This is a genomic window from Arthrobacter sp. NPDC093125 (genome assembly GCF_044754225.1).
Classification (GTDB): domain Bacteria; phylum Actinomycetota; class Actinomycetes; order Actinomycetales; family Micrococcaceae; genus Arthrobacter.
The window spans coordinates 1-16624 of record NZ_JBIVOQ010000015.1; the positions used below are offsets into that span (position 1 = coordinate 1).

Sequence of the window (16624 nt, forward strand, 5' to 3'; positions counted from 1 at the left end):
GATGCTCCACAGGATTCCGGCGCTGTTACGAAGCCGCCATGAGCGGGAACAAAGTTTTTCTTCAGGAGTCATTCTTAGCTGTCCGTCTCGTGCTGTAGCTGCTGGGTGGATATGTCCTGGTTGACGGCCTGGTAGTAGGCAGGCGTCAGCCGTGAATCGGAGATCACCGCGTCAGGCAGCAGCGCCTGTATGGCTGCCAGTCCGTCGGTGCAGCCCGGGCCGGGGCCGCTGACTTCGGCCGTGATGGCGCCGGTGGCTGAAACGGTGATCGTGAAGGTTTTCTTTTGCATCATGTCGCCTGTTCGAAAACGAGTTGGACTTCGCCGTTGGAGGCCGTCTGCGAGACCAGCACCATGCCCATGTCCCTGGCCCTTTGCTGGAGGGAGGATACGGTTCTTTGCTGCAGCACGATGCCGACGCTGATGTCCAGGGCGGCCAGCATGTCGGTCGTTATGCTGTCCTCGGCATTGTCCACCCGGCCAAGGAAGACTTCCCCGATCCGCTGGAACGTGATCCGGCCGTAGGGGCTGTTTCCGGTGATGCGGCCCTCGGCTACGCTCAGGCCTGTGGCACCCATGGCCAGAAGCGCCTCCTGCAGGAGGGTCTGGTCGATGATGCGGGTGGTCTTGCACTTCTCGCATAGGTCGGTGCTGCGGGCCTCACGGATGGCAGCGATCGCGGCGATGCCGATCGGAATCAGAAGCACTTCAAGGCTCATGCCGGCCCCTAGAAATCGATCTGCCGGCCGGCGCGCCAGGACGTGACGTCAGCGGTGGCATCGGCGGTGCTGGTCAAGTACTCCTCCCTGGCGCTCATGGAGGTCGCTGCCACGGCACGGCTGGACGCCCATTCGCGGATGCCGTTGATCTGCTCTGCCTGGGTGACCGAGAGCGGGACCGTGTTGTTGATCGCCCGGCTCAGATCCTTCTCGTTGAGCTTGCGCCGCTCCGAGAAAGCCTCGAAGCATGCGCTCACGGCGGCCTCGGCGATCTCCGCGCCCGAGAACCCCTCGGTCTGCCCGGCAAGGTGGCCCAGGGATTCGTCGGTGATTTCGAAGTCGCCGGCGGCCTCTGAAGCGCTGTGCAGACGCTTTTCGAGCTGGATGCGCCAGATGTCGACCCGTTCTTCCTTGGTGGGCAGATCCACGAAGAAGATCTCGTCGAAGCGGCCCTTGCGCAGGAACTCCGGGGGCAGGGATTCGATCTTGTTGGCGGTGGCGATGACGAAGACGGGGTTTTTCTTCTCCTGCATCCAGGTCAGGAACGTCCCGAAGACCCGCTGGCTTGTCCCGGAGTCCCCGCCGCCGCTGGATCCGAAGCCCTTCTCAATCTCGTCAATCCAGAGGATGGACGGGGATACAGCCTCAGCAAGGCGCAGGGCGCCGCGCATGTTCTGTTCGCTGGAGCCGACCAGGCCGGAGAAGACCCGGCCCACGTCCAGCCTCAGCAGCGGCAACCCCCACATGGTGGACATGCAGGTGGCCGTCAGGCTTTTACCGCAGCCGGGGATTCCGGTGATCAGGACCCCTTTGGGTGCCGGGATGGACCAGCGCTGGGCCTCCGGCAGCCAGGACCCGTTGCGTTTGGCCAGCCACTTCTTCAGGTTCTCCAGGCCGCCGACATCGTTCATGGTCCCCTCGGGGGAGATGAACTCCAGCAGCCCGGACTTCCTGATGGTCTGGCGTTTCTCATCCAGGACCAGAGCGATGTCCGAGGCGTCAAGGCGCCGGTCTGACGCGATCGCCCGGGCGAAGGCGTTCTCGGCCTCGCCCAAGGTCAGCCCCTGGGCGGCCTGAATCAGCCGCTGCCGGTCATCGGGGCTCAGATCCACGACGATCGAGGCCGCGTTGGCCTCGACAATTTCGTTCAGGACTCCTTCGATCTCACCTGCGGTCGGCAACGGCAGGTCAACGACCGTCACTTCCTTCTCCAGGTCAGCGGGCAGCGTCATGGCGGGGGAGACCATCACCAGCGTGTGGGGCACCTCCCCGGTCCTGAATGCCAGTGCGGCGTCCTGCACCGCACGGATCATCATCGGCTCAGCCGGACGGCTCTGGGAACCGAGGAAGTGGTGGAGGTCAAAGAAGACGAAAATCGTCGGTTCCTGGGCCTTGACCGCCTCTGCCAGGGCGGCGTCAGGAGGTGTGGGTTTGCCAGCCTGACCGGGGGCGTGAAGACCGTTGGAGACCGTGTACAGGACAACCTTGCGCGGGCGGCGCAGGTCCGGGCTGGAGGCGACAGCTTCCACTGCGGCAATCACCCGGTTGCCTTCATGCGTTTCCACCATGAGAACCGGATGCCGCGCCCGAATCAGCTCAACGAGTGTATGCCCGAAGACAAACGGGATCTGCGTATTCATTCCTGCCCCCAATAAATTCTCTTCCGTATCCCCGGGAAGCTTATCCCAGCGTGCCCCGGCTCGCCCCAAATTTACTCCGGCACGTCATGTGCAGGCGGTGCCGGGTAGCGACGAGGAATTTGAGCACCAAAAAAGGATCGTCCTGACCACGGCCAGATAGGCGGAGGGGAGCACTACGCCCATCGGCACTAGGAGCCACTGGTCTTGAGTACCGGGACACCTGCGAATGGTTCGCTGGTTTCGCAGCCGACGTATACAAGGACTCCGGCTGGGACGGGATGATGGACACCTACGGCGTCGTCGATGATGGATAGCCCAGGAGCGACCGCTCGGATAGGTTGCCCCGGGCAGCGGTCACCCAGCAAAAGGAGAACTGAATGGACGTCAACATTTACCGGGCGGCGCTGGCGGCGGCCATGGAGGCCGGCTTCCAGGAGAACTTCAACACCGGGGAAGGCTGCCACGGCCTTGCCGACGCCTATATGGCCACCGTCTCCGAAGCCCGCTGCCCGAGGACATTGAGGACTACGAGGCGTACAGCCGCTGCGTCACAATGTCCCTAACCCTGACAATTTCAGGTCTGCCGGAACAGTGGTCGCCACGTTCAACTACCTGCGGGTCAAAGCAGTGCGGGTCGCCATGAAAGTGGCGTTAAGGCGCGGGGAAGTCAAAGACCACTGGACCCTTCCCTAGTTCTGGAGCGCCGCTGCCGTACACGTCATGGTTGCACTACCCCTGATGCCGTCGCGAAGATATGTATGCGTTTCCTGGCGCCATCGACCATACTGGTCCAGCTTCGTGCCCCGGCTCTGGACATGTCCAGAGCTCAGGCGTTCAATTGAAGCTGCGGCGCCTGACGCGCCGCGGTGGTTGCCATGCAAGGCAGCCAGGCTTGCTGTCCACTGCGAGGAGGGGGCGGTATGGACCAGCAAAAATCGCAAGGACCGGGGCCAGCGCAGATTGCGGCGGATGCTTTTCTGGCACTGCGGCTACCGAGCCACCTGACCCTCGATGGACTTATCGCGATCGTGGCGGCCCGGCGCCGCCGTCGAATCGACATCGAAGCCACGAGAATCCTAAACGGCACATCCGTCTGTGGTCTGTGGCTGTCGACGGATACCCGGGAATTCATTCTGCACGCCATAACGGACTCAGCGCTCCATAGGCAGCAGTTCATCCTTCATGAACTTGGACATATGATCCTGCGCCACGATGAGTTGGCGATTTCCTCAGACTATGCCGGCAGCCTCTTCCCAAATCTTGACGGAGAGATGGTGTCACGGGCTCTCGCGCGGAGCAGCTTCATCGACGATCTGGAGGCCGCAGCTGAGACGCTCGCAGATCTTCTTGCCGGCGCTATCCGTGACAGCACCATGGAGCCAAGATCATTTGAACAGGTTTTCGGGTGATCCAGGCAGTCACCGCCGCGGTCATCTGGTGCCTCGTTCTGTGCCTGCTGCCAGGGGCCCGCACCAGAAAAGACCACAGCATTCTCGTTGCTGCCGTCGCGATCGCAACCGCCCTTTCCTTGAACGTCGGCCCGATTTACATCGCCGGTGATCAAGCCCTCGGCGACCGCAACCTCCTGGATCTTGTCGCGAATATTTTGATGGTCGTGGGAATCTACTTCCTTTCCCAGGCGATCCTCCGGGCCGCCGAGCTCAACGATGCACCTGTGCGCAGGGACCGTCGTGGCCTCCTGATCTTGGGTCTAGTCTCGGTGGGGCTGGTCCTTGCTTTCCTCGGAATCGAAGCACCAGTGTCTTCAACGAAATTCATGTTGGATTACGGGGACCAGCCTGCTGCCGCCCTCTATTCCGTCATCCAGTTTGTCTATATCGGGGTGGTCGTCGGCGTGACCGGATACGTGTGCTTTAGATTCCGACGGCGGATGGCCGCTTCTTACTTTCGCGTCGCCTTCACTCTCATTGGTATCGGGTGCTGCCTGGCTCTCGTCGTTGTGTTCGCCGTCTTGGGAATGGACGTCGCCCACCTTCTGGGAGAGCAGTCAACGATGGAGCAGTTGGCCGCGGTTTACGACACGAGCTTTGTCGGGTCGATGGTGTTCCTGTGTGCTGGACTGGCCCTGCCACCAGTCGCCCGACGGATCGTTCGACGAGCACAACTGAAGACCCAGGCTGGCTTACTGGAAAGCCTCACGTCCACCTGGGAAAAGGCGACTGCGACACGCAAGGATGGACGCCTGGCGGCGCCTGCTGCTGCCATCGAGCGAGGTGATCCTGAGACGCGAAGGCTTCATCGGATGCTTGTCGAAATTGAGGATGCTCTCCTGATGGATCCGGCCGCTGCTAAGTTGCTGGATGAAGCTGATTTCCAAACATTGACCCGAACAGAGGATTACCTCGCCTCCAATCAAGGCAGGCAGGATGGTCGAGTGGGCCTAGCACGATGGGGGAGGAGGAAGGACCCAAGTGGCAGATGATGCCGTAGAACCCTCGGAGCCGCCGCAGGCCAGGCTCGCTCGCAAGATCAACCTCTTGCTGGATTTGTATGAGACCCGGGGGACAGGGCCCTTGTCCTACAGGGAAGTCAGCGAAGCCATGGCTCAATATGGCACGCCGTTGTCGCGGTCAAGATGGGCCTACATGCGAAGCGGTGATAGCTCCCTTGCCATGGACCAGGACCTACTGCAGAACCTCGCGACATTCTTCGGCGTGGATCGCCGGTACCTCCTTGATGACTCAACAGAGCTGCCCGAACTGGTGGAAGCCCAGCTCAAGCTCCTGAAATCGATGCGTGAGGCACGGGTTAGGAATTTTGCGGCCAGGCAATTACAAGATCTCTCCCCCGAGACGCTTTCCCGACTTAGGGATGTCATCGACACGCATGTCAGGAGCGATGATGAAGAGTCCTAGAGTGCTGGGACCGCTAGCCTTTGGAGCCGCAGGTGCAGCTGCAATAACGTTCCTTGGGGCTGCCTACTTTGCTCGTCGGGTGGTGGTGCCGAGCACCAGACGTCGGGAGGATCTTTCCATCAGGCAAGTCTCCTCAGATGAGGATGGATTCCTGAGGATTGAACTTCCAGCGACCCCTTTGACGAGAGCGCCAGGCCGATACAGCTTGTGGTTCGGCCACGGGAAGGGCCATGCCTGCATAGGGGCTGTAATAGCCGAGGACACCCGTGGGGAAACAGTGACTCGGCTCGTGGAGCGAGTCGATTCCGGTGACCTACACTCTGCTACCGCTGGCATCTGGAGCGGATACGCCTACTCCAAACCGCAACAGCTAGGTTTGCCTTTTGTAGACGTGAATATCCAGGTTGACGACGGTGTGGCACCCGCATGGAAATTCGCGCCCACGGCCGGCGGTCCGGTGTCTTCGACATGGGCCATCCACGTGCACGGAATGGGCGGGAAACGCGCCGGCGCCCTTCGCGGTGTTCCTGTTGCCAGCAGGCTCGGCCTTACATCGCTGGTTGTGTCATTCCGGAACGACGGCGAAGCGCCGCCGTCGAACGATTCCAGGTACTCCTTGGGCCAGAATGAGTGGTTGGATGTCGAAGCGGCCATCAAGTACGCCGTGGACCACGGCGCTGAGCGGCTCGTATTGTTCGGATGGTCCCTCGGCGGTTCCATGGCTCTGCGCGCCGCAAATCTCTCGGCCCATTCTGATCGGATCATCGGCCTGGTGCTCGTGGCTCCCGTCCTGGATTGGGCTAAGACTCTGACGTCTAACGGGAGTGCCAGTGGATTGCCGGAAGCTGTGGCCAAGGTTGGGTTGAAAATGTTGGGTGCGAAAGCAGGACGCTGGGTCACGGGGCTCGAGCAAGCTCTTGATCTTTCCACCCTGGATTGGATAGCCCGGGCTGGTGACCTCAAGACACCAACGCTTATACTGCACGGAATCGAGGACAAATCGACACCGGTGACAGTTTCGGAGCGATTCGCGGAGCAAAGACCCGACCTCGTTCAGTTGGTGCGCTTCGAAGTTCCAGGGCATTCGCTTGAATGGAACGCCGATACCGATAAATGGGAGTCGTCCGTAACCCGGTTCCTGAACTCGCTGCCAGCCGGCTGAAACGCTGCCGCAAGGTCCGCAAGCTCTCTTTCGATTTCATCCGGCCGCGCCTTATACGTTCCCGCCCCGAGGACGACTACGCCTGCTTCGCAAAGAAGACTGAGGTGTTTGTGGACAGAGGAAGCAGACAGGGTGAGCGCTGCAGCGACCTCATGGCAGGTCGCCGGGCCATGGGTGATCAGATAGCGAATGAGACGGCTTCGCGTCCGGTTCATCAAGATGTTCGCCATGGAGACCACAACCAGGTGACGAGGGAATCTTTGTGGCCCGCTGTAGACGGGTCTACAGCAAAACGATACGCTCATCCACATACGGATGGAAGGACGAAGCCCCGTGTATTGCATGTGGAGTTGGCCAAGGCAATACTGGGCAACAATTAGTGGCTCGTTGACGATAGTCACGTAGGTCTGGAGGTGAATCGTGTCCGGAGACGAAGAGGGTCTCAAGGGCGCGGAACTGTCTCCCCAAGCCGAACTTGCACGCCGCTTGAACCTGCTGCTCGATGTTGTTGTTGCCGAGCGAGGGCAACCCGTCACGTTCCGTGAAGTCCAGGAAAAGCTGGCAGACAAGGGGATCAAACTTTCCAGGGCCCGTTGGTTCTACATGAAAGACGGAACGGGAAGGCTGGTAAGCGACCCGGCGCTTCTTGGCGCCTTGTGCGAGATATTCAACGTGGATCCCGCATATCTGCTGGGCAGCGACGACGCAGATCTGCCCCAGCGCATTGATTCCCAGCTTGAGTTTGTGAAATCTCTTCGCGCCGCGAGGGTGAAGACGTTCGCGGCTCGCACCCTTGGTGACGTGTCGCCAGAGACACTTCGGGCGATCACAGAGTACTTGAATAAGGACATTAGCCGCCGGCCAGAAGGGGAGAGGGCCGCGGCCAGTCCGTCGGACGCGGATGAGGCGCCGGAGCGGGCAGACTAAACGTCGGGCTCATCTTCCGACGCACTGCGGCTACTGTTCCAGCAAGTACTTAAGGTGAGCGTCGAGCAGTTCCTTGATCCGGACAGGGTTCGCCGAATACCGCGGTGACCGTCCGTGTCTACGTCCAGGCTCGACGTCGACCATCACCACACCGGCCTCTTCCAGGGCGGCCAGGTGTTTTGCCACGCTGGGATCGCCCGCGCTGACAGCGGCGACGATATCCCCGCGCGTCGCAGGTCCACTGGAAGTGAGGAACCGAAGAATCTCGTTGCGCGCCCGATTGCCGAAAGTCGCGACGGCAGCTTCGACGTCGGCCGACCAGGCGGCGTCGTGAGGCTGCGTAATTCTCGGCATAAGGTCATTCTTCCCGAAGGCAGCGCAAAAAGTAAGAACAGCACTCTTGACGATACTTTATTTATCTTCGACAATAATTCCTATAGCTTCTTTTGATCGTTGTTGGATCTCCGCATCCACTAACTGGGGTGGCCGTTTGCGCGACTCTGCGAACTACTCGATCTGAACAGTCAAAGCGGTGCAGCCATGGAAATTGAAGCCAAGGCGTATCAATCTACAAAGGGCTCCGACACGGTCGCTGATATCGATGTCTCATTGCGAAGCGCACCTCAGTCGGGAGATTCCGTCATCCAGCTGGACCGGATCATGGTCGCGGTTGATGGTGTGCACCGATACGTCGTTTCCCGCCTCGCGCGAATCGGGCGATCCTGCGATGTGGATGACGTCATGCAGGACATCAGAGTCGCCGTGTGGGACGGGGTTGCGAGGGGGCGCTACCGGGAGCTGCCCGGCATCCCGTTTGAAGCGTGGGTCCAAGGTGTCTGCAATAAGATCTGCGCTGCCCATGTCCGACGCGAGCTTAGCCATCAGACAATGCCCTTGCTTGTTGACTTCACGACGACGGAAAGCTCACCCGAGCTTCTTGCTGTCATAGGCGCTCAGACGGCCGGAGACGGAGCTGAAAACTATGTTGATCAGGCCTGGGCGCACGCCATGCTGGGACTGGTCCAGCGCAGCGTCAGCGAGGAAACCTGGAGGCTTGCCGTATCCAGCCTCACAGGGCCGAGGCATTACGGACCTCCGTCTCCCCAGGACCGGCGTCGATGGCATGCCGTAACCGTCGTTCGACAGACGGCCAAAACAATCAACACGGCATTGAACTGCCATCCCGAACCCGGATTGGGCGTCGACGATCTCTGCCGGTGCGCTGCCAACTGCCTTCCCACAAACGTCCTTCGGAGTGTCGCGGAAACCATAGTCCGCCCGGGCCTGCGAGGACTGGATAGGTCCGTTCAGATGGCCGCTCTGGCATGTGAGCTCGGCGTCACCGAAAGGTATATCGCGGTGAATATCGGATTTGCCCGGCAGTTGTACCAAGCAGCTTGGCGCGTGCTTCTGCACGAAGTGAAAAGGCCGGCCCTGTAGGGCATGGGTGTCCGATATTGGGGTTGGACGATGAATTGGTTCGGTAGAGCTGGCCGCCGGGAGTGGCTGGCGGCAGGGCTGGTTGCCCTGCTCATGGTTAGTGCAGTCTTCCTACTTTGGCCTGCCGATAGCCCCAGCCGACCGGTCCCGCCGACCACGTCCGCAACCGCGCCTTCAACGGCGAAGCCATCAGGCACTACCCCCGCACCAGGCGGTAAGTCCGGTGTTCCTGACGAGGCGGTCGTTACGGCGGAGGCAACGCCGGATGCTTTGCCACGTACCCGCGATTACCGGGCACTCGCTGTAGCGGCAGCAAAGGGAATCTATAGCTGGGACAGCCGTTCGTCGTCGTACTCGGATATATATGCCAAGGTGCGATCGTGGTGGGAGTTGCTGCCTGATGGATCGAATCCCTTATCTGTGTTGGTTCGAGAGTTTGAAGGGACTGGCGTGACGGCGGGGACGTTCACCAGCCTGGCAGACCAGTCCGCTCGCCGAAGCGGCACCGCTGAGTCCATGCGCTGCGATCTCGAGTTGGCCAAAGTTCAGGAGTATCCGGCCCCGTGGAAGGGCCTTCACGTATGCACGGTAACGGTGCAAGTTGTGGACGAGTCTAGTACCGGCCGAAGTGCCTATGCAGCACCCGTCACGGTGATGGTCAACTGTCCTCCTGCCACCACCGCTCCATCTGGGCGCTGCGCCATGGTTGCCTTTTACGCGACCGCAGAGAGAATCGTCTACTAGTGGCTGCACTAGTGGCCGTCGCAGGCCTAATGCGGCGCCGGGCATTGGTGAAGGTTGTATCGGCGGCTGCTTTCCTCGCTCTGCTTGCTGGCGCCATGGCATTTGCCGGAGGCGTGGCAGCGATAACTGGTATGGCGCGACAATCTGCAGTTGCCTGTACACCAGCGGGATCCGAAGTGGCCATTGCCCCTAACGTCACTGATGCCGGCTTGGAAGTCCGGAACGCTGGGCGCTTGCTCTACGAGCTGACGCCTCGGCAGGAGAGCGTTGCACGGACATACATCGCGGTCGGCAAGCAGCTTGGAATACCGCGCTCCGGGCAGATCATCGCCATCATGATGGCGCTGCAGGAGTCGAGTCTGCGCATGCTCGCCAACCCCAGCGTGCCTGCTTCCCTGCATTTCCCCAATGACGGCGTTGGACGTGACCACGACTCGATCGGTTCGGCCCAACAGCGTCCGGCGGCGGGCTGGGGGACGGTCGAGCAGCTGATGGATCCCTCCTACAACGCGCGTGCTTTCTACGGCGGGCCGGCGGGACCGAATCGCGGCAGTCCTCGAGGACTGCTGGACATTCCAGGTTGGCAGACAATGGACAGAGGTCTGGCGGCCCAAGCCGTCCAGGTATCTGCTTTTCCCGAACTGTATGCGCGCTGGGAGCCGGCGGCCACGGCAATTGTTGCTGCACTTGAGGGTGGCACTGCTCCTGCCTCCTGTGCGGATTCGTCGACATCGCAGCGGCCGGCGGGATCTCCACACAACTTGAGCCAGTTACGGCAGGACATTCTGAAGTACACGCAGGACGGCTTGGGTGGGCGCTATGTGTGGGGCGGCACTGCCTTCAAAGCCTGGGATTGCTCCGGCTTCGTGCAGTGGATCTATAGGCAAGCCGGGATCGAACTGCCGCGAGTAGAACAATGGCGCGTTGGTGTACGAACAGAGGATCCGCAACCAGGAGACCTGGTGGTTCAAAATCCGCAGGGGCCCGGCAACTGGGGTCACGTAGGCATCTACGCCGGCGGCGGCATGATGTGGAGCGCTTTGAACCCGGCGGTAGGGACGTTGTTGCATCCGGTGAGTTGGAACCCCGGTGCGGCCTACTTTGACCTGTTGGCGCGCTAGGGCCCATCGGGTTCGATGGCCAAACGCAGCGCTCGGGCCAGGCATGTTCAGTGTACACACGGAAGATTCCGGTGAGAAACCCAACTCCCGACGGTTACCGGCGGAAACTCCCGTTTAGTCGGCTGTGAGAAACGCAGTCCCGACATTGGTCGCAACCGATTGGACGACAGCCAGATCGTCCTTGTCCAGTGCCGTCCAGGGAAACATGTGCTGATAGCCCTGGGCTCCAACCCAGTACGGGCAAAGAAGGCAGAGAGGGTCAAGACCATGCCGCCTCCTACCAAGAAGCTGATCCATTTCCAGTGGAATTGGGCTAACCAGGCACGAACTTTGGCTGCCATGCTCTGATCTTTTTCATTGTTCAAGGCGTTCTCATTCAATTTTGTTTTCGGAGGGAGATAGAGGTGGATTCACCATTTTTCGAAAACGTACAGTGCTGTTATAGACCGTCCAGAAGGACGCTGCTAGAAGCATCCGGCCTGAGGTCTGACCGTACTAAACCTTCGAGGCACATCTAACGGGAACGCTTCAATGCCGTCTCGGTCAGCGGCGTGTAGATAGGATAGTGCTTCACCCCCAGAGATGGGTTGCCTATGTAGGATGAGTGACCGTGGCGGAAAGCACAGTGCCAGTGGCGGGGCGAGGGAGTGTCGCCGGAGCTTCTGGTGATGCTGGAGTCGAATATCGAAGAGGAGTAGCTGCATACGCTGTTGCATGCGGCCTGTCTGGCAATCCTCTGCTAGGTTTTGGCATCCCGGATGCAGAGGCGCAGGTAGTGTCTGTTGCCCTAGAGACAGAAGACCCACTTGACGACATTAGGATCAACTTTCAGTCGGGTTGGACCGCTCTCGTTCAGGCGAAACGTGCTCTGACCAAGGGGGCAGCCTTTTCGAAGGCAGTAGATCAGTGGATAAAGGCTGCTCAATCGTCACTTGCGCCTGAAGCCTACCGCTTTGTCATCGTCAGCGGGTCATTAAGTGGTCCGCTTCGGGACCTTCAGAAAGCACTGGAGCGTCACCGATCAGATCTGCCAGGGCCGCCTACAAAGGGTGAGTCTGAAGCGCTCTCATACCTTGACGAGTTACTGAGCGTCCTCACACTGGAGCAGAAAGAAAAGGTCCTTCGTTGCGGCGTTCTCTGCGAACTAGCTGTTGAGGAGCTTCACCACAGTGACGCCCGTGTAGGGGCTCTCTACCTTCGCCCACTGGTTTCTCCTGCAACGGCTGAGAATGGGCGAAAGGCCTGGAAGGAACTGGTGTCTGCAGCAGGTAAGACCGCCCGACTTCGGGGCGGATACTTGCTCGGCGGATGGTTGGCGGAACTGCGCGGGGCCGGGGTGGCCGTCGCTACTAGTGGAGAATTTCCCTCCGCGGAACTCGAAAGACTCCATGGAGCACTTGAAAGATATAAGGAGCGTGTAATTCGGGCTGCTGCGTCAATCGACCTTCGCAGCCTGGGGGCACGCCTTCCTTCGATCCCCTTTGAGGAAATCGACGCCGATGTAAAGGTCACAACCGACCCGGAGGACACCAAGGCTGAAGCTGATCTCTTGTGGGCCTTTCTCCGTCGAGGCCGTCTCATCTTGACCGGACTTCCAGGGGGCGGCAAGAGCACGGCGATCCGAAATCTGGCCGCCCAATTGTGCACTTTACCTGGGGCGCCCTTACCCCTCCGAGTCTCGCTCAGGGAGGTCGACGCACTCGAACACACTGCGAGCTTTCGAGACCGCCTCCTGACTGCAGCAGTTCGCGACGACGCGCCGGCGGATAGAGCCCTCATCCGCCGCGAGTTGGACGCGCGTTTGTCATCTGGTGGGGTGGCCCTACTCCTTGATTCTCTTGACGAGACATACGATAGGCGGGCTGCCGTAGCTAGCGAGATCGACGACTTTATGAAGTCTGTCTCCAGCGATGTGGACGCCTTATTGTCCACCCGAGACGTCGCCTTCGGTCATGCCGCAACTTTGGGGTGGGAAGATCTTTCACTCCTCCCGCCGAAGGAAACCGATCGAGTAATTAGAGCAATTCTGAGTCGCGCAGCGGAAAACCAATCGGTTTCGACCTCCGACGCTGACCGTTGGGTGCAAGAACGAATTGATTGGGTGAACAAGGCACTTAGGAGGGATGCTACTCTTCGCGAGACACCCCTACTTCCTATCCTCCTTACGTTGCTTGCTGCTGAGAAAGAGCTAGATACGTTACCCCTTGGCAGAGCCCGTGTGTTGGCCGAGGTCGTTCATGATGCTGTCTCTCGGCACGAACTTACCAGGCAAGACGGAAGCATCTTAGGACCTCTAGAAGGATCAGCCACGGATACGGCAGCTATGCACGCGTTTGCAGTGGAAGCGTCAGCGATTCTCAAGGCAAATGGTTCCATCAAGCTTGGTGAATTGGAACGTATTGTCGCTGGAGAAATTGCGGTTCACTGGGGCTTGAGCCCGGGCTTTGCCTTGGCTACGGCACGCGACGCGATTCAATTCTTCGATGGCAGTGGCATATTCGTCATCACCGGCTCGACTGAAACGGTTGCTCCAAGGGTGGCTCTCTTTGCAGAGATAGGAGACGCCCTTCGCGCGACAGAGCAGCCTGAAAAAATTAGCGAATGGGTGAGTGACAGGATCCAATCAGCTCAAATAGAGCCATTGATCCTCGCGGCCGGAATCAGCACGACTGCAGCAGAGGCTTTAGGTGCCGCTGCCAGCGAGAGCGGCGAACGAGGTGTTCTGCACGCGGCTGTGAGGGCCTATCGTGAAGGCGCAACCATATCTGAGGGACATCTGGAGTCAATTTGTAATCAACTGATCATTGATCTCAGCACTGCGGATACGTCTTCCTGGGACAGTTGGACACAGTTGCTGCATTTACCGATCACTCCAGAAATGCGAACCGCCATCGAAGCTGCCGTAGTTAACTATGACCAGCAGCGGCAAAAGCTCGTGCGGGCGGAACTGGATCTTAGGTTCCGTAGTCGTGATGACTTGCGGAAAAAACCCGAATCTTTGCTTGACCTATTGCGGTTGGAGAATCTCCCGTACATGGTGAAACCTGTGACGAGCGGCAAAGTCAATCTCAGGGCCTTTTTAGTGGAAAACCAGCTTCACGCGGCCCAGATCGCGGCCGCGGAGATCCTGACTGGGCTGGTGCCGGAAGCTACAGAACTGGTCGTGGAACGCGCGAAGCACGGACCCCCTAGTCTTAGAACTGAATTGCGAGACATCCTGATTCGTGCTGACCTACAGGCTGCGGCAGATGAAACGGAAGAACCCCGTCCCGATTTTAGAATGCCTGACTGGCTCCGCGACTTCGAACCTGACAACGATCGCAAGTTCCTAAACCTACTTGCCCAGAGGCCCAAGGCGGAACTGACATACCAGCAGCAGGCCCGATGTGATGAGCTCGCCGATCTCTTAGAGACGCTTTCGTTGAACGACGCTAGCAGCTTGCACATGTTCAAGTACCCGGAGGACATTCCCGGCCTTATAGATTTGACTGAAACGTTGTTTGCTTTCGACGCCGCAGTCGTAGCGGCGCAGGCCAGATTGACACTCGACCGCATGGACAAAGTTGGTGGTTCAGATGCCTACTATGCGCTCTTCGACAAAGCCACCGGTCGACGTCGGCACCATTGGGACAAGGTATCGAACGTCGCCGATGCCATCGCCCTCCTGTCCAAAATGATTACGTGGGGAAGAGCTCACGCGTGGTACGTGGCTGCTGCACTTTGGGACGCTCCTGTCGCCGAGCCCGCAGCGTTGATGCTGCGTGAGAAACTCCCACTTCTAGCAAGTAGCTGTGAGCACCTACGGATTGGAGCCCTTACGCTCTGCTCACTCGTCACGGGCCCGGAACCGGAGAGCTGGTGCGACAGTCAAGACCCGGTCCTCCGGGGAGTCGCGGCGGAGCTGTGCGAAAGTTCGGAGAACGGACACCTCAGCTCTCAGCATTATCGCTTTCTAGAGGATCCGGATGGCCATGTCCGGCTAACTGCTCTGAACCGAGCCGCAAAATTGCATCCCCCCGACATCGGAGCGGTTCTAGAACAGATGGGAAATCAGCCCCCGACAGCGTGGATCTGTAGGTCGTGTCGTACAGTCAACCCGCCTAATTCTACAAGTTGCAATAAGGCTGGATGCTTTCGCTCGGGACCAAACATAACTGGTCGGCTTCAGGAGCTTATCGACCGGACCTAGGAGTGCAACTAACGGCGAGCATATCTACACGTCGGCAAAGCCTTACAAGTTTCACCAGACGTTGCGGTTTGGTCTGGACTGGTTTTTAGGGAGGGCCGTCATCGAGTCGCTTCGCTCCCCGAATACGGCCCTGTGGCAGGACGGAACCACACGGCAGGGGCACGCTTTGGATCGAGGGCCTGCATGGCTGTCACCAGAGGATATTTCACAACACCTTTGAACACTGCAAAGAAAACAGGGTGGTGATGCCATTGTTGTTTTGAACGGTAAGAAATACTTCCAAGACGGTGAACACAATTATTTTCTGGGTCTTTGGAAAATTAGTCACGGTCAAGGGGCCCACCCAGGTCTTACAAACGAGGCCGAAGCCGAATTTCGTTTCCACGCCATTACGGCTGCCATCTACTTCCTGGTTCACAGGTTGACCTAGCTTCACCGCTTGGAGAGGACCTTCAATAGGTGGGGCACCAGGGCCCGCTCACTGAAGGCAACATAACCCGCAGGCGACCTAGCCATGTGCGGCTACAGCCGCGCGCCCGGCTCGTGACATATGGTGTTTCCGTGTCTGATCTTGCTCTCGACGTACCTGCGGAAACAACGATTTCTGCGATGCCGGCTTCGCGCGCGTCCCTCACTCTCGGTCATGTACTGATTGGCATGGGCGCAGACTGCGACTCGGCCGTCCGGCTGGAGGATGTATTGCTGATCCGCCATGCCTTCAGGCCCGGCGACCCGACCGCCCTGCGTGGTCCCGAAGACCTGACGGAGGAACTGGTCCTCGCTTACACCAGGGAGCAGGGTCTCTCACCCCGGCAATTCCCCACGGATCCTCCCCGTTTCTGGGTGATCCTCATCGCCGACGGCAAACGCCGCTCCCGGTTGTGGGGCACCTTCGAGAACTATGGCGAGATGATCGCAGAGCGCACTGAGGTGAACCGGTTCTTCGACCTGCGCATCTCGGATTTCCTGGCACCCCTGAATGACCGGCTCGTGATCGAATGGGACAGCCCGCGGAACTGGCACCGGCGCGCCTCCAGCGCCACGAACCTGCCGGTATTGGAGATAGCCGACCGGGACAAGGTTCCCTTCCCTGGGTTCGACGGCGTACTGCTCAATTACCACGAGCTCCGCGACATGGTGGAGAACCCCCGCTATGCCGATTGGCGGGCTGCCTTGAAGGAAGTACAGGGTATCTACCTCATCACTGACTCCACCAACGGCAAGCAATACGTTGGAAAGGCGGATGGTGCTGAGCGCATTCTCGGACGGTGGACGAGCTACGCGCGCGACGGTCACGGCGGGAACGTCGCGCTGCGCGAGCTTGCCTACGACAGCGCAGCCGGCGAAACGACAAAGACAGACCACGCCCGGCATTTTGTCTTCAGCCTTCTGCGCGTGTTCGGACCCAGCACACCTTCCAGCGAGGTGGATTCAGCGGAGTCCCACTACAAGGACGCGCTGATGACACGACAATTCGGCCTCAACAGAAACTGAATCGAGCAATGACACCACGTCCACGCCGCGCCTGGCAGACGGCAGCAAAAGCCAAACACGAATCCAAAGAACTCGGGGAGCTGAACGCGATCGAACCGGCATCCCGCCGCAGCGATGGCTCACCCAAAGTGGGCCCTGGCCAAGTTTACGTGGTGAGCTCCGGAAAGGTCTACCACCCGGCCTGGTGCAACTCAGTGGGCAACGTCTGGGACGACAACCCCAAGCGGCTGCTGGTCATAGAAGAAACCAGCGTCGGCGGCCGGAAGGCCTGCAAAGCCTGCGACGAGCCCTTGCAGGCCTGACTTTGTACATT

17 protein-coding genes are annotated in these 16624 nt (G+C 59.5%); 11 read left to right on the forward strand and 6 right to left on the reverse strand.

What is annotated here, in order from left to right; translation table 11 throughout:
• Nucleotides 1-74 precede the first annotated feature (74 nt).
• From ACIP9X_RS18920 to ACIP9X_RS18930, 3 genes are read right to left on the reverse strand one after another with little or no spacing between them, the layout of a single operon-like run.
• Nucleotides 75-293: a hypothetical protein gene (locus tag ACIP9X_RS18920; protein WP_400481303.1), complete on the reverse strand. Its 219-nt coding sequence runs from the start codon at nt 291-293 to the stop codon at nt 75-77.
• Nucleotides 290-718, reverse strand: coding sequence for a hypothetical protein (locus ACIP9X_RS18925; RefSeq protein ID WP_400481304.1), 429 nt, complete (start codon nt 716-718; stop codon nt 290-292). Before ACIP9X_RS18925 ends, ACIP9X_RS18920 begins: the two co-directional genes overlap by 4 nt.
• Nucleotides 719-726: 8 nt before the next feature.
• Nucleotides 727-2358, reverse strand: a complete 1632-nt coding sequence (locus ACIP9X_RS18930; protein ID WP_400481305.1) for an AAA family ATPase — start codon at nt 2356-2358, stop codon at nt 727-729.
• A gap of 377 nt (nt 2359-2735) precedes the next feature.
• Between ACIP9X_RS18930 and ACIP9X_RS18935 the strand changes: the two genes are divergently transcribed.
• The 5 genes from ACIP9X_RS18935 to ACIP9X_RS18955 all read left to right on the forward strand — a co-directional run bounded on the left by ACIP9X_RS18935 (nt 2736) and on the right by ACIP9X_RS18955 (nt 6396).
• A complete protein-coding gene (locus ACIP9X_RS18935; protein WP_400481306.1) occupies nt 2736-2921 on the forward strand; it encodes a hypothetical protein in 186 nt (61 codons plus the stop codon).
• 357 nt (nt 2922-3278) lie between these two features.
• Complete coding sequence (locus ACIP9X_RS18940) at nt 3279-3767, forward strand: hypothetical protein (RefSeq protein ID WP_400481307.1); 489 nt, start codon at nt 3279-3281, stop codon at nt 3765-3767.
• Nucleotides 3764-4801, forward strand: a complete 1038-nt coding sequence (locus ACIP9X_RS18945; protein ID WP_400481308.1) for a hypothetical protein — start codon at nt 3764-3766, stop codon at nt 4799-4801. Before ACIP9X_RS18940 ends, ACIP9X_RS18945 begins: the two co-directional genes overlap by 4 nt.
• Nucleotides 4791-5234, forward strand: coding sequence for a hypothetical protein (locus ACIP9X_RS18950; protein ID WP_400481309.1), 444 nt, complete (start codon nt 4791-4793; stop codon nt 5232-5234). The genes ACIP9X_RS18945 and ACIP9X_RS18950 overlap by 11 nt, the downstream gene beginning before the upstream one ends.
• 391 nt (nt 5235-5625) lie before the next feature.
• Nucleotides 5626-6396: an alpha/beta hydrolase family protein gene (locus tag ACIP9X_RS18955; protein WP_400481310.1), complete on the forward strand. Its 771-nt coding sequence runs from the start codon at nt 5626-5628 to the stop codon at nt 6394-6396.
• On the opposite strand, the gene ACIP9X_RS18960 is transcribed toward ACIP9X_RS18955, so the two are convergent.
• Complete coding sequence (locus ACIP9X_RS18960) at nt 6288-6740, reverse strand: winged helix-turn-helix domain-containing protein (RefSeq protein ID WP_400481399.1); 453 nt, start codon at nt 6738-6740, stop codon at nt 6288-6290. The genes ACIP9X_RS18955 and ACIP9X_RS18960 overlap by 109 nt on opposite strands.
• 76 nt (nt 6741-6816) lie before the next feature.
• Between ACIP9X_RS18960 and ACIP9X_RS18965 the strand changes: the two genes are divergently transcribed.
• Nucleotides 6817-7323, forward strand: coding sequence for a hypothetical protein (locus tag ACIP9X_RS18965; RefSeq protein ID WP_400481311.1), 507 nt, complete (start codon nt 6817-6819; stop codon nt 7321-7323).
• Between the two features lie 30 nt (nt 7324-7353).
• Here ACIP9X_RS18965 and ACIP9X_RS18970 read toward each other — a convergent pair whose 3' ends face one another.
• Nucleotides 7354-7677, reverse strand: coding sequence for an ArsR/SmtB family transcription factor (locus ACIP9X_RS18970; RefSeq protein ID WP_400481312.1), 324 nt, complete (start codon nt 7675-7677; stop codon nt 7354-7356).
• Nucleotides 7678-7863: 186 nt separating this feature from the next.
• Here ACIP9X_RS18970 and ACIP9X_RS18975 point away from each other — a divergent pair, with 186 nt between their 5' ends.
• From ACIP9X_RS18975 to ACIP9X_RS18985, 3 genes are all read left to right on the forward strand, one after another.
• A complete protein-coding gene (locus tag ACIP9X_RS18975) occupies nt 7864-8763 on the forward strand; it encodes a hypothetical protein (RefSeq protein ID WP_400481313.1) in 900 nt (299 codons plus the stop codon).
• A 977-nt stretch (nt 8764-9740) separates the two neighbouring features.
• Nucleotides 9741-10628 carry a C40 family peptidase gene (locus ACIP9X_RS18980; RefSeq protein ID WP_400481314.1) on the forward strand — a complete coding sequence of 296 codons (888 nt, stop codon included), beginning with the start codon at nt 9741-9743 and terminating at the stop codon, nt 10626-10628.
• Nucleotides 10629-11403: 775 nt separating this feature from the next.
• Nucleotides 11404-14817 (forward strand): hypothetical protein, encoded by a 3414-nt coding sequence (locus ACIP9X_RS18985; RefSeq protein ID WP_400481315.1) that lies wholly within the window; start codon nt 11404-11406, stop codon nt 14815-14817.
• Nucleotides 14818-15022: 205 nt separating this feature from the next.
• Here ACIP9X_RS18985 and ACIP9X_RS18990 read toward each other — a convergent pair whose 3' ends face one another.
• Nucleotides 15023-15235 (reverse strand): hypothetical protein, encoded by a 213-nt coding sequence (locus ACIP9X_RS18990; RefSeq protein WP_400481316.1) that lies wholly within the window; start codon nt 15233-15235, stop codon nt 15023-15025.
• Nucleotides 15236-15378: 143 nt separating this feature from the next.
• On the opposite strand from ACIP9X_RS18990, the gene ACIP9X_RS18995 reads away from it, so the two are divergent.
• Nucleotides 15379-16311: a GIY-YIG nuclease family protein gene (locus ACIP9X_RS18995; protein ID WP_400481317.1), complete on the forward strand. Its 933-nt coding sequence runs from the start codon at nt 15379-15381 to the stop codon at nt 16309-16311.
• An 8-nt stretch (nt 16312-16319) separates the two neighbouring features.
• Complete coding sequence (locus ACIP9X_RS19000; protein WP_400481318.1) at nt 16320-16613, forward strand: hypothetical protein; 294 nt, start codon at nt 16320-16322, stop codon at nt 16611-16613.
• Nucleotides 16614-16624: the final 11 nt, after the last annotated feature.